We start from the raw sequence: 25,426 nt of genomic DNA, 5'->3' as shown, positions 1-25,426 counted from the left end.
ACGCTGGGTTCTTAGGGAGACGGCACTTGGTAACAAGTGTCGTCCACCCGACAGAAATGAGTTAGAGATCCTAGTGACATACAAACCTCGAAAACAAGTTGATGACCACCACACCAAATCACATAGACTATTAACTCACGCCCCATTTGTTTCCTATTAGTGTCTTTCATAGAAAGCTACTCAGAATGTTCTTACATTTTCTGAGTAACTACCCCTCTCCGAATCCTTCTGAATATACCCATTATTACAAATACGTAATAATAATTTTCTATTTAAGGGGATTATCAAAACATGCACTCGCACCTATACTGGCTCCAACAAAACGAGAGAGCGGAAACAATTAAGCTCAACTACGCTTAACGGGTTGAATTTAATTGCACGGTTATCCGCTGTATTGACATATATAGGAAACATCCAATGACAATCGAAATTAAACCTGGTCAAACTCATATCAAATCAAAAGCAATGGTTGCATGGGCAGCTGGCGAGCCACTAAAAATGGAAGAAGTTGATGTACAACTTCCTAAAGCTGGTGAGGTTCTAGTTCGCATCGTTGCTACTGGTGTTTGTCACACTGACGCATTCACATTATCAGGTGACGATCCAGAAGGTATCTTCCCTTCTATTCTTGGTCACGAAGGTGGCGGTATCGTTGAGATGATCGGCGAAGGCGTTACAAGTGTTGAGATTGGCGACCACGTTATCCCACTTTACACAGCTGAATGTGGCGAATGTAAATTCTGTAAATCTGGTAAAACTAACCTATGCCAAGCCGTTCGTGAAACGCAAGGTAAAGGCCTGATGCCAGACGGTACAAGCCGCTTCTCTATCAATGGCGAAACAATTTTCCATTACATGGGTTGCTCGACTTTCTCTGAGTACACAGTACTTCCAGAAATCTCACTAGCGAAAGTAAGCAAAGAAGCACCACTTGAAGAAGTTTGTCTTCTAGGTTGTGGTGTAACAACGGGTATGGGCGCGGTACTGAACACAGCTAAAGTTGAAAAAGGCGACAACGTTGCTGTATTCGGCCTAGGTGGTATCGGTCTATCTGCAATCATTGGTGCTCGCATGGCTGGTGCTGACCGCATCATCGGTGTTGATATCAATGAGAGCAAATTCGAGCTAGCAAAACAGCTTGGCGCCACTGACTGCATCAACCCAACTAAATTCGACAAACCAATCCAAGACGTTATCGTTGAGATGACAGACGGTGGTGTTGAGTACTCTTTTGAGTGTATTGGTAACGTAAACGTGATGCGTCAAGCACTTGAGTGCTGCCACAAAGGTTGGGGCGAATCAGTCATCATTGGTGTTGCGGGTGCAGGTCAAGAGATCTCAACTCGTCCATTCCAACTAGTGACTGGTCGTGTATGGCGTGGTTCTGCTTTCGGTGGTGTTAAAGGCCGCTCTGAGCTTCCAGAAATCGTTAACCGTTACATGGCGGGTGAGTTTGGTCTTCAAGAGTTCATCACTCACACAATGGGTCTGCAAGACGTAAACGAAGCATTCGACCTAATGCACAAAGGTGAATCTATCCGTACTGTTCTACACATGGATAAATAATTCTCCTTGGCCTCGATTCTTTCGAGCATCGAGGCCAAAGTTATAAATGAAAAGCAACAAACTGTCTTCACCACCTCCTGCCCGGTGGGTGGTGAAACTTTAAGTGATATAGACAAATTTACTCCCAAAACCATCAACCTAACGGAGCACAATAGATGACAATCGAAAACATTAGCCAAGCAAAGGTTGCTGGTGGTTGGCACAAACAATACACCCACTTTTCTGCAACGCTTGACTGCAACATGCGTTTTGCGATTTTCTTGCCACCTAACGCAAGCAAAGAAAACCCAGTTCCTGTTTTGTATTGGTTATCAGGCTTAACCTGTACCGATGAAAACTTCATGCAAAAAGCCGGCGCTTTCAAAGCCGCGGCTGAGCAAGGCATTGCTATTGTTGCACCTGATACAAGCCCACGCGGCGAAGGCGTTACCGACGATGAAAGCTACGATCTCGGCCAAGGTGCAGGCTTCTATGTGAATGCCACTCAAGCACCATGGGACAGCCATTACCACATGTACGATTACGTGGTAACAGAGCTCCCAGCTTTGATTGAATCTTTCTTCCCAGTGACATCAGTGAAATCAATTTCTGGTCACAGCATGGGCGGACACGGTGCCCTAACGATTGGTATCAAAAACGAAGATAGCTACCGTTCTATCTCCGCATTCAGCCCAATCACCAACCCAATGCAATGCCCTTGGGGACAAAAAGCCTTCAACCAATACTTGGGCTTAGATATTGAAGAGTGGAAGCACTACGATGCCTCTGAGCTTCTAAAAACCAAAGGCACTAAACTGCCAATGTTGGTTGACCAAGGTGAAGCCGATAACTTCTTGATTGAGCAGCTTAAGCCTGAGCAATTAGTCGAAGCGGCTAAGGTAACCAATGCCGATTTAGAGCTACGTATGCAGCCAGGTTACGACCACAGCTACTACTTCATCTCTAGCTTTATTGATGAACACATTGAGTTCCATGCTGCTTACCTAAACAAGTAGTCACACCGATTTTGCCCACACCTTGCAAAAGCGTGAGGTGTGGGCTTTTTTGTGCCTGCTGTTTGGGCAAATACGCTGTGACTAAAGAGCAGCAACAACGATTAACACTTTCAAATACCCCGCTATACCAACAAAAAACAATACAACTAAAAGGTACGACTATGAGCTGGTTTTTCTTAATGATGGGCGTGATGGCGGAAGCACTTTCTCACGTAGCACTTAAAGCAACCGACGGTTTCAGTTTGTCTAAACCCATCCCTGCTCTATTGGTGATTTCAGGACACTTAGCTGCATTTCTATTTTTGAGCCAAGCGATGAAAGGGATGCCAGTTGGTGTAGTGCACTCTTTATGGGCGGGCTTGGCTATCGTCACCGTGAGCTTGATTTCTACGTTTGTTTACCGCCAACACCTCGATACTATGGTGTGGGTTGGTATGTTATTTGTGGCGGCAGGTGTTGTGATGATCAACCTATCTCAAGGTCACTCGCACTAGTGTAGATAGTGACTTATGAACAGTGTGTCAATTCATTCAAACTTCCTAACAGACAGGTGCCGCCTTCACTTATTCATACTCTTACAATCAACAATTCAAACCTGTTACCATAGCGTCTTCAACATCACCTATTTTGAAGGTTGCTATGAAAGCAATTAAGACTCTTTTCTTCCTGATGGTTTTATTAAGCGGTCTGTTTACCGCTTGGTTGTTTATCCCGATTCCAGCGACCATGGACAAGCAAACGCTCGACCTTCCATTAACGGAACCATTCAAGCTTGTGGCGTACCGCAGCAACCCGAATGATGCGAGCAAGCCGCTGACTTACCACTACTATGTGATTTCAGATGTGGTTGGCGTGGACGACATGGACCCGTTCCTGGTTACCACAGACCAGTTCGTGAAGCTTGGCGAATTCGACGAGAACACGTTCAGTTTAACGGTTAACGGCAAGATTGAGAGCTACACCAACGATTTGTGGATCAAAAAATCTGACGGCAAGCTTCAGCACTGGTACGTAAGTGTTGATGCAAACTATATTCGTTAGAGTCGAATTCAAATAAACCCTATTTTAAAACTGCGCTTTGGCTTCCAAGCGCAGTTTTTGTTTCTAGCATAATTTTTGTTTCAAGCCGCCCGCTTTACACTCTCCCTTAGTTTTTACCCATCACTGCCGTGCTCTTAAAAACGCTACAAGCAGAGCAGGTTTTATAAGCCCTTAAGATGTTATAAGCTCCACCTATGCTCGACTCCCTATAAATCAAAAATAATAAAGGATCACCCGTGGAATTTACGCTCGACAAATTTAACGGCATCATCATCGACCCAGCAACCGCCCCTCACGATGCTGACTCTTTCAATGCCGAACTCAGCGAGATCACCGAATTTTCAAAGCAGAATAACAAAGGCATAATTTGGATTAGCTTGCCTATTTCGCTCTCGCACCTTATTCCAGTGGCGACTGAACTTGGCTTTGTGTTTCACAACTGTCTAGAAGACGAGATTACGCTGATCCACAAATCCGAGATTGTAGAGTTTGTGCCTTTCATTCCGACCCACACCTTGGGCGCAGGCGCATTGATCACCAACGAACATAATCAAGTGCTGATGATTAAAGAGCACGGTATGACAGGCTACAAATTACCGGGCGGCCATATTGAGTTGGGTGAAGGCATTGAAGAATCGGTGGTTCGTGAAACCTTGGAAGAGACTGGTATCAAAGCCACATTCATTTCTGTAGTTGGCATGGCGACGAGACACCCGTATCAGTTTGGCAAATCGAACCTCTACTTTATTTGCCACCTTATCGCTCAAACCCAAGAGATTGCGATTCAAGACACCGATGAAATTGCAGAGGCTAAATGGGTTGATATTGAAGAGTATATTAACAACCCCGACAGCTACCCGTTTAACCGCCAATTGGTCGGTTCTCTGATAGGGAAACAAGGATTAGAGCTTACTCAGCTAGAAGGTAATTCAGGCCCAACCCACAAGCCCGAGATCTTCTTTTCGCAAAACTAGAACGATTCAAGCATAAAAACGCCCAACTCAATTGAATTGGGCGTTTTGGTTTCTAGCTTTTGTTTTTCTTAATTAAGCCTACTGCGTTGTTAGTTATTCTTTGTACCCATGATTGATTCTCATACTTTTAGAACGAACCTGTATTAGAAGAAGCCCAACGGATTAGTATCGTAGCTGATCAACAGGTTCTTAGTATTTTGGTAGTGATCGAGCATCATCTTGTGTGTCTCACGGCCAATGCCCGATTTTTTGTAACCACCAAACGCGGCATGAGCTGGGTAAGCGTGGTAACAGTTCACCCAAATACGCCCCGCTTCAATGTTACGACCCATGCGATACGCTAGGTTTGCATCACGCGTCCACACGCCTGCACCCAAGCCATACTCGGTATCGTTAGCGATCTCTAACGCTTCCGCTTCATCTTTAAACGTCGTCACCGCGATAACAGGGCCAAAGATCTCTTCTTGGAATACGCGCATCTTATTGTGCCCTTCCAGCATGGTTGGTTGAATGTAATAGCCATTACCGAGATCATCTGGTTGCTGCGCGATTTCACCACCTGTTAGCACTTTCGCACCTTCTTGACGACCGATTTCTAGGTAGCTCAAGATCTTATCGAACTGTTCTTTAGAAGCTTGTGCGCCAACCTGAGTCTCGGTATCTAGCGGGTTACCTTGTTTAATAGTTTGAGCACGCTCGACCACCTTGGCGATGAACTTGTCGTATACCGATTCATGAATCAACACACGTGATGGACAAGTACACACTTCACCTTGGTTGAAGAACGCAAGCAGCATACCTTCGACACACTTATCGAGGTATTCATCTTCATGGTTAAAGATATCTGGGAAGTAGATATTTGGAGACTTACCGCCAAGCTCAACCGTTGATGGAATCAAACTTTCAGCCGCACATTTCAGGATGTGGTGACCGACTTCTGTCGAACCGGTAAAAGCCAGCTTCGCTAAGCGGTCACTGGTTGCCAATGCTTGACCCGCTTCGCTACCAAAACCATTCACGATATTAACAACGCCGGCTGGTAGAAGATCAGCGATCTTCTCCATCATCACTAGGATCGATGTCGGTGTTTGCTCGGCTGGCTTCATCACCACACAACAGCCCGCAGCCAGTGCAGGTGCCAATTTCCAAGCCGCCATTAAAATCGGGAAGTTCCAAGGAATGATCTGGCCGACTACACCAATGGGTTCTGGGAAGTGGTAACTTGCGGTGTTTGAATCGAGTTCAGCTGCGCTGCCTTCTTGCGCTCGAATACAGCCCGCGAAATAACGGAAGTGATCGACAACCAAAGGAATATCTGCCGCTAAGGTTTCTCGCACAGGCTTGCCGTTTTCCCACGTCTCGGCGACTGCGATTTCTTCTAGGTTCGCTTCAATGCGGTCGGCAATTTTAAGTAGGATGTTGGATCGCTCAGTCACACTGGTCGAGGCCCAACTTGCACGAGCTGCATGCGCGGCATCGAGTGCCAAGCCAATGTCCGCCTCGGTTGAACGTGCCACTTGGCAATACACCTGACCATTCACGGGAGACGTGTTATCAAAATACTCGCCGCTGACAGGCTTCACCCACTCACCACCGATAAAGTTATCGTATTGAGCTTTAAAGTTCACCACTGCATTGTCACTACCCGGCTGTGCGTAAATCATAGTTAGATCCTTCTTCGATTTGTTATTCGTTATTGAGCGAGAGCTGTCTTATTTTTGTGGCGTATCCTCTTGAGAAAAGAACTCATGACAAGACGCCCATGTTTATGCTTTCTGTTTAAAACACTGATACTTCGTGTTTTCTTCACAACAGTAACAACGCAAATCACACGCCAGAACTTCAAAACTTGTTGTTAATAAATTGTAAAACTATGATTACCAAACGTTTACAACCCAAAGTGAGTTGGTATTGAACGGACGTATGGAAACCACTCCAGTGTTCAACTGTTCCAAATTGGTACACCCTCACTGTTACGACATGGAACAGTCATGCATCTTCAACAAGCAAACACCTCAGATTGGCTTTCATCCTCTTGGCACCGCAGCACAGAAGCGGGTCTAAAACAGAGACGACTTCCCGAAGACATTCGCCTGCCACAATCGCTCCTTAAACAGCGACGTCATCAATCGTCCGACTTGATTCATATCGTCGAACGTAATGCTCTACCTCTGTTTAATCAGATGTTTGCACGCACTGACAGTCGTTTGATTTTGACCGATATTGAGGGCGTTATTCTTGCGAGTTGGGGACAGGAGCGGTTTAAGGAGAAGCTGACGTCAATTGCACTCAGCTCTGGAGCGTGTTGGCAGGAACAACTCAAAGGCACTAACGCGATTGGCACCGCCATTGTTGAAGCCAAGCCCGTATCCATCATTGGCGAACAACACTTCATCCACCAGCATCGATTTATCAGTTGTTCAGCAAGCCCGGTATTCGATCATCAAGGTCAAATGGTTGGGGTATTGGACATCACCAGTGATCAGCAGCAACACGACAGTTCAGTGCAATTGCTGGTTCAAAATATGGTTCAGCTTATTGAAAATCAGCTGTTAAGTCATATCCCAAAAGGCACCACTCGAATCGACCTCGCGTGTGAGAAATCGTTATTACACAGTGGTTGGCAAGGAATTGTGATAGCCAATGAAGCTGGCGAAGTAGTAGCGCACAATCAGGTTGCCTCTCAACTGTTGGATCAAACCTCGATCGTTGGCGAATGCATCGAGACTCTCTTCAATCGAGACTCATTTGATGCACCCTTTGTATTTGAGAAACAGCACCTCAAACAACCAACTGCAAAACGCACGCGTTCCATTTCAGCATCGTGCGATTTGCACCATGGCGAACAACAAATTGAACATGCTTGGCAGCAAGCCAACAAGGTAATCGACAAAGGGATCAGCCTATTAATCTTAGGAGAAACAGGGGTTGGTAAAGGCGAGTTTGTTAAAGCGTTACACAAGCAAAGCCAACGTAAATCGTCGCCTTTGGTGGCGGTAAATTGCGGTGCGCTGCCGAAAGATCTTATCGAATCTGAGCTGTTTGGCTACGCGCCGGGCGCTTTTACGGGCGCAAGCCACAAAGGTTTCCAAGGTAAGATCCGCCAAGCAGACAAGGGAATTCTGTTTCTCGATGAAATTGCCGACATGCCATTGGAGGCTCAGTGTCGCTTGCTGCATGTTCTGCAAGATAAGTCCGTTGTGCCTGTGGGTTCGAACCAAAGCTACCAAGTCGATTGTCAGATCATCGCCGCGACTCATAAAAACCTAGAGCAGCTAGTCGCAACTGGAGAATTTCGACAAGATCTCTTTTATCGCCTGAATGGCTTGGCCTTCACTTTACCAAGCCTGCAACATCGACAAGACAAGCACGCCTTAATCGAGCATATTCATCGTAAATACGCCGAGGGTGAACAATCAATTTGCCCACACCTCATGAGTTTGCTGTGCGCCTATTCATGGCCGGGTAATATCCGCGAATTGGACAACTTACTTAAGGTTGCTGCTCTATTGGCAAGTGATGAACCACAACTCACACTCGAGCATGTACCTAGCCACCTTGCTCAACATCTCACGTTATTAGCGCAAGATAATCAGCATCAACTGACGACTCAAAATACCACCAAAGGCACAACGAATAACGATTTAAGAAGTACCGTTGAGGAAACTTTGCTACAAACCTATCAAGCGAACCAAGGCAACATCAGCAAGACTTCGAGAATACTGGGGATCAGCCGCAATACCATTTATCGAAAGCTAAAGAGCTTGGGGATTCTTTAATAATCAGATGATCAATGGTCCAGTTACTTGAATTTAGTCTGCAAAGTATAAACGCATACTTTTTAAGTGGGTATTCAACACTTCGGATGAAATTAAAATGTGACTGATGTCATATAATGAGTAATATATATCCACAACACCCTCAAACTACAACCTCCTGATTTACCAGGAAATTAAAAACGGCATCAAGTATAAAATATCAACAAATACAATTAGATAATAGAATAAAAACAGCCATACACCTATCTTATTGTTCCTCTCTAAAAGACATAATCCGGAGCGTTATACCATCCTATTTATATTTTTAATCACCCTATTCTTATTGTGTTCATTATTTAGAATTTTCCATTCACGTATCTTGTTTAAAATCTCTAAAAAACTACCACTATTTGGTTAGAGAGATAATATGTTTAACAGTATACGAACGCGAATTGCGGTGAGTGCGGGCGGAGCGATGGCTTTCACTCTGTTAATCGCCATGGGAATGACGACCAACGCATTTACCGATGTGAATAAACAAGTCACTGAAAAAGTAAAAACGCAGCTGACAGAGGCCACCGCTACGGATTTACAAAACACGGCACTTCAACAAGGTTTGAACATCGCTAACCAGCTCAACCCCGTATTAGCGAACCTTAAACAAGTGCGCTCAATCATCGAATTAAGTTCAGAAACCGACGCAAGTGCAGAGCTTATCGTGAAACAGTTTACTGCGGCATTGGAAGCACAAAACAAAGCTGTATTTGCGGGTTACATGGTTTGGGAAGATAAGACATGGTCACAACAGTCTGTCTTGAATAACGAGCTCAACGTGAACAGCGAAAATGGCTCAGATACGTCGCTGATTTCAGATAACCAACAAGACTCGAACACGGAACTGAGCATTAATACAGAATCAGACTCGAATATCGAATCTGGCTCAAACATCGAGTTAAGCTCAAACACTGAGTTAGGTTTTAACAGTCAGGGCTACCTTGCGCCTTTCTTCTCTCCCAATGACCAGAACAGCTTTGATGCTGTCGCAATGGAAAGCTTTAGCAATACCGAGCTCAACAGCAACGGTGAGCGCAAAGATGACTGGCACTTAATGCCATATCAAACGGGTAAAACGTTTGTGATGGAACCGTATTTTTATTCAGTGCGCGGCAAACAAGAGCTCATTACCACCATCAGCCAACCAATCAAACATGACGGAAAAATCATCGGCTCGCTAGGCTTTGATTTATCCCTACATGAACTCCAAAGCCAAAGTGAGTTACTTGCGCGTAACCTGTTTGATGGTCAAGGAAAAATCCTAATCACTTCATGGAAAGGTATTACACTGGCCAACAGCCGAGCTGGAAATATGGTGGGTAAAAAAGTCTCTTCTGAATTGGAATCTGAATGGTCAAAGATTCAGTCTATCGCTAACAGAGAAGGCGCCGGTCTTGTGACTTTCGGCGGCGATGAGTACGCGATTACTGCAATCGATACCAGTGATGCGCCATGGGTAGTCATGGTGTCTGTTCCTAGTAGTCACCTAGCCAAAAGCGTCAATGACTACACCGAGTGGAGTGATGCTCAGAATTCAAAAGCACTTGAAAAAGGTGTGTGGGCGGGAATCATCGCCGCTCTTCTAGGCATTGCCTCAATGGCATTCATTGCTAACTCTTTGGGCAAGGTTTTGAACAACTTAGTGGAACGCTTTAAAGATGCAGCACAGGGTGAAGGTGACTTAACTTATCGCATTGAAGTGAAAGGTAAGGATGAAACCGCTCAGCTTGCACACTGGTTCAATACCTTCCTATCTCGCATACAAGAGATGCTACTTACCGTGATGGTAACAGCTGACCAAGTGGATAAAAACGCGACAGAAGGCCAAGCTCGTGCTGAAGTTTCACGTGACCAGCTGAATTCTCAAGTTAACGAAGTGAACTCACTTGCCACCGCTATCAATGAAATGAGTGCAACAGCGCAAGAAGTGGCGAACTCAGCGGTTCAAGCAGCGGCAGCAGCAAGCCAAGTGCAGAGCAACAGTCTCAATGGTATGACGCGCATGGACAATGCCGCCAGTGCTGTAGACAGCTTAGCTGTGCAGGTTAACGATGCGCAGCAACAAACACAGAACTTAGTCGATTCGAGCACCGCTATTCAGGGTATCTTGAGCGAGATTGGTGGCATTGCAGAGCAAACTAACTTACTTGCACTGAATGCCGCGATTGAGGCAGCTCGTGCAGGTGAGGCTGGTCGAGGCTTTGCAGTGGTTGCTGATGAGGTTCGTAACCTAGCGAATCGAACTCAAGGTTCAACAGAAGAGATTCGCTCTATGTTGGCTCGCTTAGAACAAGAGACTCAATCTATTGTGGTACTGATGGAGCAAAGTCAGAATCAAGCGAACAACACAAAAAGTGAAACCGAAGCTGCACATCAAGCCTTGTCTGAAATCAACCAAGCGATTGAAGTGATTAATGACATGAACAATCAGATCGCTTCCGCGGCTGAAGAGCAAAGCTCTGTGTCAGAAGAGATTAACCGCAATGTAGTAATCATCAATGATACAGCAGTGGAAGTGATGGACACCATGACATCATCAGTAGCAATCAGTAATGAGCTGACAGTGAAAGCCGGAGATTTACACGGTGAACTGAGTAAGTTCAAGCTTTCTTAATTACCAACAACGTCTAACAATAACTAGGCCGAGAACCACCATTTCCTCCGCGAAACAGCATGTTCTCGGCCTACCTATTTTAGCTCCGCACTCAACATTACCCTCACCGAGAAAAAATCTAATTGGAGTCCAACTCCACAAGTTGATTGAGCACTTCTTTGTCTAACACTGGGTGATGTTTGCTCGCTAAAATCAGCACAATATCCACCGAAGGCAGTGGTGGCATATTTTCCAGAATGTTCAAATCAGAAGTCACACTCAGCTTACCCATCGCGCCAATCGCTAAACCCGCTTTAACAATGGCACGTTGCGCCGAAGCGGTATTACTGCACGCCAACAACTGATAAGGCGTACCCTGTTTAGTTAGGCCATTCACTGCCGCTGCGTGATACTTACAATCGGTCTGAAACAAGGCTAATGGAACAGGCTTGGAGCTATCGAACACATAGTCTGGGCTGCTTATCCATACACCCACATCACTGGTCAGCCAATAGCCCTCTTCACTGTCAGGCGCTCGGGTGACAATTGCAGCATCAAGCCTGCCATCATCCAACCACTCTCTGAGCGTAATGCTTGGCAGGCTGAATACTTGAATAGAACAGGTGGGTTCTGCTTTCTGCAACAGGCGAATAACTTTTGGCAGAATAGTGTCATTGTAGTCTTCAGGGCAACCGAGTCTTAAAGGTTGTTTGTCTTCGTAACGCTTTACTTGCTTGAGGGCGGTATTGTGGAGGGCGACCAACTGCTCCGCATGAGAACGCAGCGCTAAGCCAGCCTCTGTCAGCACGAGATTACGGCCTTCTTTCTGGAAAAGGGTCACGTTGAGTTCTTCTTCCAGTTTGCGCATCTGCGCACTGAATGCCGATTGGGTGCGATTGATCTGTTTCGCTGCACGAGTAAAGCTACTGGTTTCTACAAACGCGAGAAAGCCTCGCAAAGCATCAATATCCATATTGAAATCACTACCCATCGTTTTTATTAATGTATTGCATCAAAATTATCCGTTAGTGCGCCGCAATACAATCCCCTAAGCTCAAATGCATACCCCTAAGGCTTATACCTTACCCTAAGTCTCAAAGCATACCCACTAAACGCAAGGAAGCAACGATGCAGCTTTATATTGGAAACCAGAACTACTCAACTTGGTCATTACGCGCATGGCTAATATTCGACAACTACAACCTGAATCCGGAAGTCATCAAGCTCAAGCTATTCACGTCTGACTTTTACGACACACTAGCTTCAGTGACACCAACAGCCAGAGTTCCAACCCTGGTTGACGGTGACGTTGCGGTGTGGGATTCACTGGCGATTCTCGAATACGTTAACGAAGCTTACTTGGACGGCGCAGCATGGCCTAAATCCGTGAAAGAACGCGCCCATGCCCGAGCGATTTCGGCAGAGGTGCACTCTGGTTTTTTTGCCGTCAGAAATGAAATGCCGATGAACTGCCGCGCTCAACGAAAGCTTGCTTTGAGTGAAGAAGCATTGAAAGACATCGCTCGTATTGATGACATATGGTCGACGAAAATGGAACAATATCCAGAAGGTTGGTTATTTGGTGAATGGTCGATTGCCGATGCGATGTTTGCACCTGTGGCATTACGCGTTGAAACCTATGGCATCAAACTTTCAGAGAAGGCATCACAGTATCAGCAACGTGTACTCAACAGCCCATCAGTACAAAAATGGTTGGCAGAAGCGAGCTTAGAAACCGATGTGGTTGAAGAGGACGAGGCGGGAGAGTCGGTATAAATAGATTAAAAAAGAGTCTCGATGCGATATCGAGACTCGTTCATTATTAGATGATTTGAAAGCGATTTCCTTACTGGCTACTCTGCCGCAACGCCGTCTTTATGATCATTCGGTTCAAATTCTAAAATATCACCAGGTTGGCACTCTAAAACTTCACATAGCTTGTCGAGCGTCGATAGCCTTACGGCTTTGGCTTTATCATTTTTTAATACGGACAAGTTGGCTTCTGTTATCCCAACTTCTTTTGCCAATGTCTTTAATCGCATTTTCCGTTTGGCCATCATAATGTCTAAATTAATGCGGATAGTCATGACAAGTCCTTTAAATGGTTTGGCTATGTTCGTCAGCCAGAATATAACCTTCTTTCATCACCCACGAGATGATCAAAATAATTATACCCAATATCAGTGTTAAAAAGTCCATACCAACGAAACTAATCTCAAAGATACGGTCACCTGGTGGATTATTGAACGACAGAATCACTGACATCAATGAACCATAGATAACTGAACCTAATACCCAATAAAACAAGCTATATCCGAGTTTCTGATAGGACATTGCGTTTTCTAAAGAGAAGATTTCACCTCGCTCATAGTTACGGAATAGGCGTATCAGAACCGTTAATGCATACATAAGAATGCTCGACATCGCCAAACTGGTGAACATTGCGATGATTCTTGTTGTCGTAGTAAGTGGAGAGACTGTGAGTGGAGAGGTTATAAAGTAGTCCATCTCGATGGAAAACTGAATAATGCCCATCTCACTAAGAAAGTCATAGGGTGTTTGAACCGTTAGCCAGAAGTAACACACCATAATCGGAGTGAGTGCAAGAAAGGACTGCAGTAGCATTCGCACACGGCGACTTTGTTTTTGAATCTTAGACATACTTATATTCCTGTTGAGTTGATGGAAGAATATTAAGATCAAAACAAACGATGATCAACAACAATTTATCGATAAACGATAATTTATTGTTTATTTGCAATATTAAAATGAGTAAGACCCAGATAGTCCTACATCTACACCACAAATAATTTGGTCGATTGTGATCGCCTAATCACAATGTGCAGATGTGATTGTTTATATTCAACTAAATTCAAATAGTTAAGATAAACGTTATGTTACGAGCAACCATCGCATTACTCAGTGTCACTAGCTTGGCCGTATCTGCCAATGTCACCCTTCCCTCTGGAGAAGACTGGATCAATCATGCTTCTGAAGGGCTCGCACCTTACTGGCTTATGCCGAGCGCACAGGGAGAACCGATAGGCAACTTCCCGACATTTCGTTGTGATGATGGTACCTTGCTCGATGTATCTGATGTGTGTCCTGAATTGAACAGAGGCTGGATCACTCCGCACTTTGGCAAGGAGTTTACGCGTATGAAATCACGCCAAACCTATGCCTATGGCGTGCTCTATCACCTTACTGGAGACAAACAAGCTTTATCGCTTGCCAAGCAAGGTGCTTACTACCTCATTGATCAACTAGAAGATAAGAAAAATGGTGGCTTTATTGGCTACATAAAAGAGGGAAAAGCGGGTCAAGATTGGCAGCAACGTACCTCTCAAGATCAAGCGTATGCGCTGGTTGGACTCGCGATGTACTACTACCTGACCCAAGACAAAAAGGTAGAAGAAGCACTCATCGCCCAACAAGCTTTTATCTTTGATAAATATAGACTTAGCGACAACAGCGGTCTTGCTTGGGTACTCGCCGACGGTGAAGATGGCAGTGCAAAACGACGTGAACTGGTCGCGCAACTTGATCAAATAAACGGCTACCTGTTGTTAGTCGCTCCTCTGCTCAAAGAGCCCGTCAAAGCCAAATGGCTTGATGACTTAAACTGGCTCACGCAAGCCATGATTGATCACTACCACTCTGAAGATGAACAACGCTTCTACGGCGCAATTCACGACAAAGCGGCAATGATGCCGAATGCCAATCATAATGATTTTGGGCACACCATTAAAGCGTATTGGATGACCTATCTAACTGGTCATGCATTAAAAAATTCCGATTGGTCTGAGTTTGGTTTAGACGGTATGAAACACACTTTGGCTCAGGCGCAATATCAAAAAGATTTTGCCAATGTATCTAACTACTTTGGCGAGCGACTTCAGAAGATGTGGCAAGGGCAAGATATCACGGGCTGGCAAAGCAGACCGTACAGCCAATGGGCGTCATCATGGGAATGGGCTGAGCTTGATCAAGCTGCGATGACGGTATCGCTTATCGATGGTTCAATGAAAGACGTACTGCAATACACCCTGCCCACCTTTCATGATGTATGGGTAGATCATAAGTACGGTGGCGTTGGGCTTGAGCCTAAGCGTACTAAAGCTTTCCATTGGGGCAATGGCTACCACCAATTTGAACATGCGCTGATTGGCTATTTATATGCTCGACAAGAGGAAGGTAAATCCGCTGTACTTCACTACGCAAGGCCAACCAACAGCAAGATGCCAATGGAACCTTATTACTATCAAGGAGATGTAATTAAATTAGAGAATCAGAGTGATGGAACGCAAAAGGTCAGTTTCAACAACATTCGACCTTGATACCTGATATTCACTCATCGGTACTTTTAGACGTGGTTAACGACTAAGACGGAACTGATGAGTGGCTAGCTGTTGGCAAAGCCTGAAAAGAAGATCTTCAGGCTTTTGAAATACCGTTGAGCAACATTTATTGGTAGGATTTTAAATGAATACATAAGCAAGTGAATCTTGTCGGATCTTCAGTTAAACCATATACGTCATCACGAAATCACTTCTTATTATTCTGCTCAACCAACTTTTCATTCCACGCTTCGTTGCCGTCTCGCTTACTGACATCATACTCAGAGCAGAACTGCGATATGGTCATGTTGTTATCGCCAGTTGCTAACTTTAATGCCAATTGAACTTGTTGAAGTTTGCTTTGCAGACGAAGGTTTTGACCTGCCTTTGGGCTTTTTTCTTTAGCAAACTTTAAAGCAGCATGTTTACGTTCGGCAGCTCCCGCTCGGCGATCCGCTTCTGATAATAGATATTTTAGCTGCGCGACACTCTTGCCCTTCTTAAAGGCAGGCTCAAGCAACTCAACGCATTCATCAAATGATGGATTTATAACATATGGATCAATTCTATGCGCTTGTTGGCGCATCCACTCTAGCGCGAGCTTTTCATCTGACATAATTACATCTTTACCAAAGAAATAGCCGTACATGGTATCGCTCAATAGCAAACCGCTGCAACAACAAATTAAGCTACAGTGTCACATTTAATTTCAAGAAAATTGCAATTTTCTAAAAGAATCCTCCTTTCACAACCACTTATTCAAACTGGATGATCGGAATAAAGCGATGCTGCGTAGATATGTTTTAGTTTGGTTAGTAAACAAGTCGTCGAAAACAAAAGTGAGAAGAAGAGAAGATATGAAGGCAATGACCCTTTCAAGACAAGATATCAAAGCAATGGACCAGCGTGAGCGCGCTCGTTTAATTAACTCCTTATCGGGGTTTAAAAGCGCAAACCTTATTGGCACCTGTGACAAGCAAGGGCTAGAAAATCTTGCAGTAGTGAGCTCCGTGGTTCATTTGGGGTCGAATCCACCTTTACTTGGCTTCATCATCCGGACTGCGGAAAGTCGCCGTCATACACTAGAAAATATCCTAGAAACTCAACACTTCACTATCAATAGTATCGGGGCGGGCTTTGTTCAAAAAGCTCATCAAACTTCCGCTCGTTATCCTAAATCAGTCTCAGAATTTAACGCGGTCGGTCTCACGCCCTATTACGATGATGTGTTCCCTGCTCCGTTTGTTTTGGAAAGCCCTCTGAAAATAGGCTTAGCCTTCAAAGAGCAGATAACAATTGAAAGTAACCAAACTCAAATGTTGATTGGTGAAATTGTTACAATTCACGCGCCAAAACGTGCTGTGATGCCGGACGGCTACCTAGATTTAGAAGCGTTAGATTTAGTCACAATTTCAGGGCTAGACAGTTATCATGTCACGCAGAGGTTACATCGTTTAAGCTATGCAAAACCAAATAGGGCACTATTTCCACTGACCCACGAAGGCAACCCAACCTCATGGGAGGCTTTCGAACACAATCTCACTCATTTTGTTCGGTAATTTACTGACAAAGGTGCTAACTTTCCCAACTTAACCCTGTGCACCACACAACAGCGCTAAACTACATCTATTTCCAAGGACCCTTTTGAAGTTAACCCACTTTAAATACAAAACGCGCAAAGGCCCAGACTACCGACATGGCGATCAGGTGTCATTCATGGACATCAAACAGACCTTCGGTATGGGCAGCATTCGTGTGGGTGCTTGGGTGACGAAAGAAGAGAAAGAACTCGCTGCGAATCTGATATTCGACTCGCTAGCAGACTTGGCTTACATCCTGGCTTTGCCACCAGAAGCAATTGGCCTTCGCGGCACATTAGGTTTGGCGTTCGGCAGTGGTGGCAGAAAAGGTGTACAAGCACACTACGCACCGAACCAGAGAGAGTTAGCCCTCGCTAAAAATGCAGGTGCTGGTGCGTTAGCGCATGAGTTCTGGCATGCATTTGACCACTATATCGCAGAGAAAGCATTTGAGATTGGCGATACCTCTGGCCCTCGCAAGCAAATCTTGTTCGCCAGTGACTGTTGGTTACACGATAGAAAGGTACGACCTCATCCATTAAACGAAAGTTTGATGTCTGTGTTCGATTCCACACTACTCAGCGACAATAACCTAGACAAACACGATTACGTGGCACGAAGTGTTATTGCAGACCAGGCAACGTCGGCTCGTTACTTCTCACTACCAACAGAGATGATGGCGCGTGCCTTTGAGTCAGTAATTGAATCCTGTTCTGATATCAAAAACGTTTATTTGGTAGATGGCACAACCAAACCGGATATGTACCCTGTGTATCCTGATATGGCGCATCGAGAAGAGATTTTCCAAGCCCTGCAAGGTTACTTCGCACCATTAGGTCGGTCTCTAAGTAAGTAACGTTCGAGTCGTTAGGGCTAAGAGATGATCCATCAGCGAAAAGTGTTTATAGTCCAGACATACACTTCAACATCCATGATTGAGAGGCAATAATGATCAGTTGGCCATCTTTGGTAAAACTCGACGGGGACGATGAGCTTATTTACGTCGCATCCGAACACGAATTTCAAGCAGAATGCTCAGACATGATCTTGGGCGAAGATGATTACCTCATTGATTCAGTGGGCGATAGCTACTCGCTTGAATCGAGCTCAAACCAACTCTCTCTAGCGAAACGAGCAGACCAGTATTCGGTTGAAAGCGTGACCAAACTGATTCGAAACCACGAGTTCCAGAAAGCAGAAGTGTGCCTGATGAAAATCCACTTCCTAACGATAGAAGAAGCGATTCAGTCTTTGGCTTTTGAGGCTCGTTAATATTGGGTATTAATTCGAAATCTAGGTTCGAATTAATACGTCCAAACAGAACAAATAGAAACAGCGCCAATTGAGGCGCTGTTTTTGTTTGTTATCTCGCTATCGCTTAATTAAGCGATAAAAATCTGTGCGAGTGCGTAGCCTAAGCAACATGCGCCGACGACACCGATTAAACCAACCGACATGAATGAGTGGTTGAAATACCACTTACCAATCTTAGTGGTGCCAGACACATCAAAGTTCACCGTTGCGATATCTGATGGGTAGTTCGGGATGAAGAAGTAGCCGTAAACTGCTGGCATTAAGCCGATAAGCAATGCTGGGTCTAACCCTAAGCCAAGGCCAACCGGTAGCATCATACGTGCAGTAGCGGCTTGAGAGTTCACCACAACTGATACGATGAATAGCGCTAGCGCAAACGTCCATGGGTAGTTAGTCACCATTTCCACGATGCCCGACTTGAACTGAGGCATTGCGTATTGGAAATAGGTATCCGACATCCAAGCGATACCGAAGATAGCAATCGCTGCCACCATACCCGATTTGAATACCACGCCGTTTGGCACGTCACGCGGGTCAGTTTTGGTCGCTAACAAAATGATACCGCCGAAACAGAGCATCATCATTTGGATGATCACCGACATCTTAATTGGCTTATCGCCGTCTACGATGGTTCTGATCTCAGGCACCATCGCCACGATAACAATCACGACAATCGACAATAAGAAAATCAATACCGCATTACGCGCCGAAGTTGGCAGCACTTCATCCAAAGACGTCGCAGTGGTGCTTTCGATGCGCTTTTTCCACTCAGGATCTTTTAGACGCGCTTGGTATTCAGGATCGTCGTTCAGTTCTTTACCACGTTTCAAGCTATACAGAGAAAGTAAAAGTGTGCCGAACAGCGTTGCAGGAACCGTCACCATCAAAATAGAAAGCAGAGTAATAGAGTGTTGGATATCAGAAAGTTGCGCGAGGTAATAAACCACTGCTGCCGAGATTGGAGATGCAGTAATCGCCAGTTGAGATGCAACAGATGCAGCCGCCATTGGGCGCTCAGGACGAATACCATTCTTCAGTGCAACATCACCGATGATAGGCATGATGGAGTAAACCGCGTGGCCAGTACCTAATAGGAATGTCATCAAGTAAGTCACGAACGGTGCTATCAAGGTGACGCGTTTCGGGTTCTTTCTCAGTACCCTTTCGGCCACTTGCAGCATGTATTTCAAGCCACCAGCCGCTTCAAGAATAGAAGCACAGGTAACAACAGCGAGGATGATCAGCATTACGGTGACAGGTGGAGACGTTGGTGGCATCTTGAAGACAAACACCTCGATAACCAAGCCAATACCAGAAACAACACCTAAGCCAATACCGCCATATCGAGACCCGATATAAAGAACGACTAATAAAAATAGAAACTCAAAATACAACATAAGCAACCCTCTAAAAATGTGGACTAATGATATTTTGTCCCTAAGTTCCGCTATTTACTTATCGCTTGGTCACACTATGATTGCAGACTCTCGCAAATTGTTTTTTCTAAGATTATGGTCACGCTAACTGAACCGTAAGTTTATGAAATGTAATAGGAAGACAGACTCTAAATCTAAATTTGTTATGTACGATAACCATTATTGTGACTGTTAGATCTGTATGGCCTATAAAGTGCCAGATTCATAACTTAACGATATTATTTCATTCATAATCAATCATATACAAAGTCATTCAGAAGCATACTTCCTATCTAACTAAGCATATTCTTACTGAACACTGACTCGCCTATCCCGAGACACTATGTCAAAATACTCGCCCTCACGATGACAACACATAAAGAACCACGGATATGAATTTTCAAGCTGCTATTTTTGATATGGATGGACTGTTACTCGACACCGAGAGACTTTGTATGCAGATTTTTGAAGAAGCATGTCACGCGCAAGATGTTCCGTTCTTGCAAGATGTTTACTTAGGCATCATTGGTTGTAACGCAAAAACCATCGAACAGATTTTTAGAAAGGGCTACGGCGAAGGGTTAGATTACCCGGCGCTGAACACCGAATGGCGCACTCGCTACAATGCGGTTGTTAAGCACCAAGCAATCCCAGTTAAAGATGGTGTTATCGAACTACTTGAATGGCTCAAAGCAAACGACATTCCAATCGCGGTAGCGACCTCCACTCAGCTTGATATCGCGAAAAAGAAGCTTGAACTGGCTGGCCTAGATTCTTACTTCACCTCACTAAGCACAGGCTGTGAAGTCACCAATGGTAAGCCTCACCCAGAGATCTACTTGCTAGCGGCAGAGCGCTTAGGTGTTGCACCTGAAAATTGCCTAGCGTTTGAAGATTCAAACAACGGTATTCGCGCATCTATGGCTGCCAACATGATCAGTTTCCAAATCCCAGATTTGGTAGAACCATGTGACGAAGTGAAAGCGCTTGGTCACACCATCAGCCCTTCCCTACATCATGTGTTAGCGCAGCTTCAACAAGCCGTCGCTTAAGCTCTAATTACCGTTGATAATACTTTTATCTATCTCGTCCTAAAATACGTAGACAAGCCTCTCTATTAAACCGACTCACTGAGTCGGTTTTTTTGTTTATATTCCTTTTATAAAAGATAAAAAATCGCGCAAGAAACTGTTACAGTCGATATGAAACGATACTAATCGATAAGCAAGATTGATAACGTCTACAGATGGAGAAAGGGACGCGTGATTAAAAGATTTGAAAGCCAACTGCTTGATTTTGCTCAGCAAGAGATGACACAGGATGCCGCGTACGACATCAGCCACATCAAGCGAGTAGTCAAAACTGCTGAGGTTTTGTGTACTCAAGAACAGGCTAAGCTTGAGGTCGTTCTTCCTGCCGCTTACCTTCATGATTGCTTCACCTTCCCTAAGAACCACCCAGACAGAGCCCAAAGCTCAAAAATGGCGGCAGACAAGGCTATCTCTTATCTCAAATCTATCGAGTATCCTGCGTCCTACCTCGACGAAATCCATCACGCTATTGTCACTCACAGTTACAGCGCCAACATCACACCAGAAACCTTGGAAGCACAGATTGTTCAAGATGCAGATCGCCTAGATTCTCTCGGTGCGATTGGTATCGCTCGCTGCCTGTACGTAGGTCAAAGCTTTAACGCCGAGCTGTATAACCACGAAGACCCGTTTGCGAAGCAGCGTGACTTGGATGACAAGCATTACAGCGTCGACCATTTCTACGTGAAACTGTTTAAGCTCGCTGAAACCATGAATACAGAATCCGCCAAATTGGAAGCCAACAAGCGCACCGAGTACATGCGTGACTTTCTTGATCAGTTGGGTGCGGAAGTTTAGCGGCTTATAAAAAAAGACACACGATAAGGAAGAGAGAAGAATATGGAAATAAACCGCTTTAAAGCATCCGACGCCGACGAGATCGTCACTTGGTTTGCATCCCAAGAAGACTACGTTCTATGGGGCGGACGAACCTTTGGCTGGCCGTTAGAAACAGCCTCCATCATCGAACGATCTCAAGAATCACATGTCGAGCTTTATACCTTTTCTGCATCTAAGTCATACTCTGAACCGAATACCGATTCAAACGCCAATGACTTGCTTGGCTTTATGGAGTTTCAACGCATGTCAGACAATGAACTTCGCTTTTGCCGAGTCGCGATTCACCCAAACCAACGAGGCAAAGGATTAGGGCAATTGATGCTTGAAACGGCCTTAGAGGCGGCGAAAGAAATCCCAAATATCACCACCATCACCTTGGCCGTATTCAAGCAAAACTACGGAGCAAAACGCTGCTACGACAAAGCGGGATTTCAGGTAGTCGACAAAGAGCCGAGCGTGAAAGAGTTCAATGGCAAAACGTGGCCCTTGTATCAGATGGAATTAAAGCTCTGCTAGTTCATTTTAATTGTCAGGTTAATTTTAGTTACCAGGATTGTTTTAATTAACAGACTTATTTAGTTAATCGACTTGTTTTAATTGCCAGATTTGACCCCATATCATTGAGCATTAGCTACATACTCAAGATACACAGATGTAATTTGGAACCTCCAATGACCCAAGAAAAATTCGACACTATTTATCAACGTGCTGCTCACCGCAAAGGCGGAGCGGCCGAACTCGAAAAAATTGTTCGTGCACCCCTTTCCCAAGCCGAGCTATCGCAAATCACAGACGATCGTTGGCTAGCCGCCTTTACTGAAAAAGTATTCCAGTGTGGTATTTCATGGAATGTGGTGAGAAAGAAGTGGCCGCAATTTGAAGAAGTGTTTTTTGAATTCAACATCGAGAAAATGCTGATGCTGCCAAATGAGATGTGGGAACAGAAAGCGCAAGACCCGCGCATTATTCGCCACCTCACTAAAGTGATGACCATCCCTGCTAATGCCACCATGATCCACAATGCCAAGCGTGAAGCCGATTCATTCTCGCAAATGGTTGCCGACTGGCCATCAGAACGTATCACAGATCTGTGGGATTACCTGAAAAAACACGGCAAGCGATTAGGTGGTAATACTGGTGCCTACACTCTGCGTCAAATGGGTAAAGACACGTTCATCTTGTCGTCGGATGTTGAAGCGCACCTACGCAGTACCGATGTGGTAGATAGCGGCCGTAACACCAAGCGAGCACAACTGGCAGCGGGTAAAGCCTTCAACGAATGGCAGCAACAGTCAGGTCGTAGCCTGAGCGAAATCAGCCAGATCGTTGCCTACAGCTGTGGTGATAATCGCGTCTAGTGGTCATCGTAGTTAATTAAAGAACCCGTCCAGATTTATCTAGCCTTTAAAGACCCGTTGCGGATGCCACTGGTCTTTTTTTGTGCTTCATTCAAAGAAATGTAAATTAACCGCTGACAGACAACGATCTTCGGTGACGCCAAGTCATTATGTTGATAGGTTAATGTTTATACATCTCGATTTCAAACATATCTATAGCGCTCTCTAAAACATTCGTTTCTCCGCTAAATGGATGTACTAAACCTAGAAAGGAATTCTATGTTCGAACAGGTCATCAGCATTCTGTTTCCCGTTTTTGCTTTAGCCAGTGCTGGCTTTGCGGTCGGTCGTTGGCTCAAGCCCAATTTCAAACCGATCAATCGCATCAACATGGATGTGTGTATCCCTGCGCTAGTGTTTGCATCGCTGACCACCATGCCTCTCGACACAGAGCAATTGCCACTCATAACCGCTTCTTTGGTCGCAGTGTTAGTGCCTGCATTGTTGATGATTCCGATCTGTAAGATCTTTAAGCTCAATTTTAAAGCTTGGGCTCCGCCACACATGTTCCGTAATAGTGGCAACCTAGCCATTCCCCTATTCACCTATACCTTTGGCGAGAGCGCACTAGCCCCTGCGGTATTACTATTTGTGGTATCGGCATGTGTCCATATTAGTGTTGGCTTAGCGCTATTGAGCGACGGTAATCCGATCAAACAGATCCTCAAGATGCCAATTTTCTTAGCGGCTGCGCTAGCGATGACGCTCAACCTGTCTGGAATTACCGTGTGGAATCCAATCTACGAAGCCACATCACTGCTTGGGCAAGCTGCTGTTCCTATCATGCTATTATCGTTAGGTTCGCAAATGGTCAACTTGAGACTGAGCGGATTAAAGGTCGGCTTGTTGTGTACGGCTCAATCCCTGTTTACAGGGGCGATCGCTTTTACCATCATCTACTTCTTTATCCCACTGCCGACGCTGCACTTACAAATGATGGTACTGTTCACCATGCTGCCACCCGCTGTGATGAACTACCTGTTTGCAGAGAGGTTCAATGTCGAGCCCCCTAAGGTCGCGTCCATGGTGTTGTTTGGTAACTTCCTAAGTGTGGTTACCCTACCAATCTTGTTGTCGTTCGCACTGTCTATATCGAGTTGAATCTCGATCTAAGGGAAGGTTTGTCACTAGGGCGTGTTGAACTTTCGAGCTGATTTTTGCAGCGAGTTGCTGGGTATTTATACAAGGCAGAGGCTCCGATGTGTAGCTAGCCTACATGAGAAGCCGATAACACAGTAGAAATGACCAGCAAGCGCTGCCCGAAGGGTTCGGGCTGGGCGCCCCCGCAAAAAGCGCTTTACTCTTTGTTGAGGAAGATTTGCTTAGAATGACTAGGCGACTTCCCCCTCGCCGCGATTAAAACGCTTTTATCTCGAACGAAATTTAACCACGAAAGGTCAACACGCCCTAATTACAGTTATAAAAATGGGCAGATAAACTGCCCATTTTTGTGTTCAGAAAGTTAGGATTAACTATTTCCATAATTGAACCAGAACTTAGAGCTATACAAAAAAAATTAAAATCGTTGTTGGTTATTGCAGTTATGTTTAATATACAATCATCAAGCAAAGGAATGGGTTATCGCCCCCCTATACAGCACAATCAAGATGGACAACAAGAACACACATTTTCTTTGACTTAACTTTCGAAGAACTTCATCGCTTTGGCGTGACAATAAATAAAGCATGACCAAGCGCTTTACTCCACTATTACTATCTTTTGTAAGTCATATGATAATTAAAAATGTAATACCTCTACTGCTATGCCTCTTCTCTCATCAAGCTATATCTGCGGCAAATTTCACAACGGACTTTGTAGAACTTGGGATGCAAGCAAAGCCTATGGGGTTAAGCGTGGATGGTGGACGCGACATCAACGATAGCTTGGCGATTTTGGGCGGTCTTAGTACCAACACAGCCGAAGATGAAAGCAACTTTGATGCGTACATCGGCCCTCAAGTTTATGGTCCAATAACTCAAGGGATCGACTTAAATACGCAGCTGCTACTCCATTTCAACAAAAACTCATACGCAGCTGGAGAAACGAAAGCTTATGTCGAATTTAATGCGGGTATTCGAGCGTGGATCACTCAGAGAGTAGAAGCCCATGTGCTTGCGGGTTCTAACGGAGAGCACTCAATCTTTACGTTTGGAGCCAGGTTCCATGCCACAGATAAAGCCGTGTTTGCAGTTGCTTCCAAAAACAACGGTCTTTACGGCCCTCAATTACAACTTTCGGTTAGATATCAATTTAAGTAGCCACCTTTATAAACAACTTTCCGCTACTGTTGGATCCAACATAAAAATAGCGTCAGTAATTCAATACTGACGCTATTTTTTTATCTCTAATTCAGACACATCCTATTAGTTATACGCTTACCTAAAGTTATACGCTTGCCTAGCTATTGAGTTACCCATTGATCCGCACCAGCAGTTTTGGACACTGAGTTAAGTGAGTACAATCACTAATGA

Annotated in this window: 23 protein-coding genes and 2 pseudogenes; 19 read left to right on the top strand and 6 right to left on the bottom strand. The window is 44.9% G+C overall.

Annotated elements, in window-relative coordinates; genetic code table 11:
• Positions 1-417: 417 nt before the first annotated feature.
• The 5 genes from ACED28_RS20125 to ACED28_RS20105 all read left to right on the top strand — a co-directional run bounded on the left by ACED28_RS20125 (position 418) and on the right by ACED28_RS20105 (position 4,576).
• Positions 418-1,566 carry an S-(hydroxymethyl)glutathione dehydrogenase/class III alcohol dehydrogenase gene (locus ACED28_RS20125; RefSeq protein WP_012601124.1) on the top strand — a complete coding sequence of 383 codons (1,149 nt, stop codon included), beginning with the start codon at positions 418-420 and terminating at the stop codon, positions 1,564-1,566.
• A gap of 155 nt (positions 1,567-1,721) precedes the next feature.
• Positions 1,722-2,561 (top strand): S-formylglutathione hydrolase, encoded by an 840-nt coding sequence (gene fghA / locus ACED28_RS20120; RefSeq protein WP_122046465.1) that lies wholly within the window; start codon positions 1,722-1,724, stop codon positions 2,559-2,561.
• Between the two features lie 161 nt (positions 2,562-2,722).
• Positions 2,723-3,055 carry a multidrug efflux SMR transporter gene (locus ACED28_RS20115; RefSeq protein WP_012601126.1) on the top strand — a complete coding sequence of 111 codons (333 nt, stop codon included), beginning with the start codon at positions 2,723-2,725 and terminating at the stop codon, positions 3,053-3,055.
• Between the two features lie 145 nt (positions 3,056-3,200).
• Positions 3,201-3,602 carry a hypothetical protein gene (locus ACED28_RS20110; protein WP_065679764.1) on the top strand — a complete coding sequence of 134 codons (402 nt, stop codon included), beginning with the start codon at positions 3,201-3,203 and terminating at the stop codon, positions 3,600-3,602.
• Positions 3,603-3,838: 236 nt separating this feature from the next.
• The gene (locus ACED28_RS20105; RefSeq protein WP_102258265.1) at positions 3,839-4,576 is read left to right on the top strand and encodes an NUDIX domain-containing protein; all 738 of its coding nucleotides are present in this window, start codon (positions 3,839-3,841) and stop codon (positions 4,574-4,576) included.
• A 143-nt stretch (positions 4,577-4,719) separates the two neighbouring features.
• On the opposite strand, the gene ACED28_RS20100 is transcribed toward ACED28_RS20105, so the two are convergent.
• A complete protein-coding gene (locus tag ACED28_RS20100) occupies positions 4,720-6,240 on the bottom strand; it encodes an aldehyde dehydrogenase family protein (protein ID WP_371710586.1) in 1,521 nt (506 codons plus the stop codon).
• A 327-nt stretch (positions 6,241-6,567) separates the two neighbouring features.
• Here ACED28_RS20100 and ACED28_RS20095 point away from each other — a divergent pair, with 327 nt between their 5' ends.
• The 3 genes and pseudogenes from ACED28_RS20095 to ACED28_RS20085 form a co-directional block, all read left to right on the top strand.
• A complete protein-coding gene (locus ACED28_RS20095) occupies positions 6,568-8,355 on the top strand; it encodes a sigma-54-dependent Fis family transcriptional regulator (protein WP_371710585.1) in 1,788 nt (595 codons plus the stop codon).
• Positions 8,356-8,761: 406 nt separating this feature from the next.
• Positions 8,762-9,151: pseudogene (locus ACED28_RS20090) on the top strand (methyl-accepting chemotaxis protein); the annotation flags it as partial.
• Positions 9,152-9,295: 144 nt separating this feature from the next.
• A pseudogene (locus tag ACED28_RS20085) lies at positions 9,296-11,002 on the top strand (methyl-accepting chemotaxis protein); the annotation flags it as partial.
• A gap of 118 nt (positions 11,003-11,120) precedes the next feature.
• On the opposite strand, the gene ACED28_RS20080 reads toward ACED28_RS20085, so the two are convergent.
• Positions 11,121-11,972, bottom strand: a complete 852-nt coding sequence (locus ACED28_RS20080; protein WP_017103490.1) for a LysR family transcriptional regulator — start codon at positions 11,970-11,972, stop codon at positions 11,121-11,123.
• Positions 11,973-12,109: 137 nt separating this feature from the next.
• Here ACED28_RS20080 and ACED28_RS20075 point away from each other — a divergent pair, with 137 nt between their 5' ends.
• Positions 12,110-12,757, top strand: a complete 648-nt coding sequence (locus ACED28_RS20075) for a glutathione S-transferase family protein (protein WP_017103489.1) — start codon at positions 12,110-12,112, stop codon at positions 12,755-12,757.
• A gap of 77 nt (positions 12,758-12,834) precedes the next feature.
• Here the strand turns inward: ACED28_RS20075 and ACED28_RS20070 are convergent, their stop codons facing one another.
• The gene (locus ACED28_RS20070; RefSeq protein WP_009846209.1) at positions 12,835-13,068 is read right to left on the bottom strand and encodes a helix-turn-helix transcriptional regulator; all 234 of its coding nucleotides are present in this window, start codon (positions 13,066-13,068) and stop codon (positions 12,835-12,837) included.
• A gap of 10 nt (positions 13,069-13,078) precedes the next feature.
• On the bottom strand, positions 13,079-13,642 hold the full coding sequence (locus ACED28_RS20065) for a DUF2975 domain-containing protein (RefSeq protein ID WP_009846208.1): 564 nt from the start codon (positions 13,640-13,642) through the stop codon (positions 13,079-13,081).
• 233 nt (positions 13,643-13,875) lie between these two features.
• On the opposite strand from ACED28_RS20065, the gene ACED28_RS20060 reads away from it, so the two are divergent.
• Positions 13,876-15,318, top strand: a complete 1,443-nt coding sequence (locus ACED28_RS20060; protein ID WP_371710584.1) for an N-acylglucosamine 2-epimerase — start codon at positions 13,876-13,878, stop codon at positions 15,316-15,318.
• Positions 15,319-15,526: 208 nt separating this feature from the next.
• Here ACED28_RS20060 and ACED28_RS20055 read toward each other — a convergent pair whose 3' ends face one another.
• Positions 15,527-15,934, bottom strand: coding sequence for a hypothetical protein (locus ACED28_RS20055; RefSeq protein ID WP_026012354.1), 408 nt, complete (start codon positions 15,932-15,934; stop codon positions 15,527-15,529).
• A gap of 241 nt (positions 15,935-16,175) precedes the next feature.
• On the opposite strand from ACED28_RS20055, the gene ACED28_RS20050 reads away from it, so the two are divergent.
• The 3 genes from ACED28_RS20050 to ACED28_RS20040 all read left to right on the top strand — a co-directional run bounded on the left by ACED28_RS20050 (position 16,176) and on the right by ACED28_RS20040 (position 18,170).
• Positions 16,176-16,877: a flavin reductase family protein gene (locus ACED28_RS20050; RefSeq protein ID WP_371708400.1), complete on the top strand. Its 702-nt coding sequence runs from the start codon at positions 16,176-16,178 to the stop codon at positions 16,875-16,877.
• A gap of 85 nt (positions 16,878-16,962) precedes the next feature.
• A complete protein-coding gene (locus tag ACED28_RS20045; RefSeq protein ID WP_371710582.1) occupies positions 16,963-17,754 on the top strand; it encodes a CLCA_X family protein in 792 nt (263 codons plus the stop codon).
• Between the two features lie 92 nt (positions 17,755-17,846).
• The gene (locus ACED28_RS20040; protein ID WP_017099124.1) at positions 17,847-18,170 is read left to right on the top strand and encodes a DUF4144 domain-containing protein; all 324 of its coding nucleotides are present in this window, start codon (positions 17,847-17,849) and stop codon (positions 18,168-18,170) included.
• Positions 18,171-18,280: 110 nt separating this feature from the next.
• Here the strand turns inward: ACED28_RS20040 and ACED28_RS20035 are convergent, their stop codons facing one another.
• The gene (locus ACED28_RS20035) at positions 18,281-19,609 is read right to left on the bottom strand and encodes an anaerobic C4-dicarboxylate transporter (protein WP_371710580.1); all 1,329 of its coding nucleotides are present in this window, start codon (positions 19,607-19,609) and stop codon (positions 18,281-18,283) included.
• 410 nt (positions 19,610-20,019) lie between these two features.
• Between ACED28_RS20035 and ACED28_RS20030 the strand changes: the two genes are divergently transcribed.
• From ACED28_RS20030 to ACED28_RS20005, 6 genes are all read left to right on the top strand, one after another.
• The gene (locus ACED28_RS20030) at positions 20,020-20,679 is read left to right on the top strand and encodes an HAD family phosphatase (protein WP_012601146.1); all 660 of its coding nucleotides are present in this window, start codon (positions 20,020-20,022) and stop codon (positions 20,677-20,679) included.
• A 210-nt stretch (positions 20,680-20,889) separates the two neighbouring features.
• Positions 20,890-21,516 carry an HD domain-containing protein gene (locus tag ACED28_RS20025; RefSeq protein WP_371710579.1) on the top strand — a complete coding sequence of 209 codons (627 nt, stop codon included), beginning with the start codon at positions 20,890-20,892 and terminating at the stop codon, positions 21,514-21,516.
• A gap of 42 nt (positions 21,517-21,558) precedes the next feature.
• Positions 21,559-22,074, top strand: coding sequence for an N-acetyltransferase (locus tag ACED28_RS20020; protein ID WP_102249921.1), 516 nt, complete (start codon positions 21,559-21,561; stop codon positions 22,072-22,074).
• Between the two features lie 155 nt (positions 22,075-22,229).
• Complete coding sequence (locus ACED28_RS20015) at positions 22,230-22,916, top strand: DNA-3-methyladenine glycosylase I (protein WP_102249922.1); 687 nt, start codon at positions 22,230-22,232, stop codon at positions 22,914-22,916.
• A gap of 258 nt (positions 22,917-23,174) precedes the next feature.
• On the top strand, positions 23,175-24,056 hold the full coding sequence (locus tag ACED28_RS20010; protein ID WP_371710578.1) for an AEC family transporter: 882 nt from the start codon (positions 23,175-23,177) through the stop codon (positions 24,054-24,056).
• A gap of 725 nt (positions 24,057-24,781) precedes the next feature.
• Positions 24,782-25,213 (top strand): hypothetical protein, encoded by a 432-nt coding sequence (locus ACED28_RS20005; protein ID WP_240798038.1) that lies wholly within the window; start codon positions 24,782-24,784, stop codon positions 25,211-25,213.
• Positions 25,214-25,426: the final 213 nt, after the last annotated feature.

Source organism: Vibrio sp. 1F253, from assembly GCF_041439295.1.
GTDB classification, from domain to species: Bacteria; Pseudomonadota; Gammaproteobacteria; order Enterobacterales; family Vibrionaceae; genus Vibrio; species Vibrio tasmaniensis_A.
This window is presented reverse-complemented; position numbering and strand designations above follow the sequence as displayed.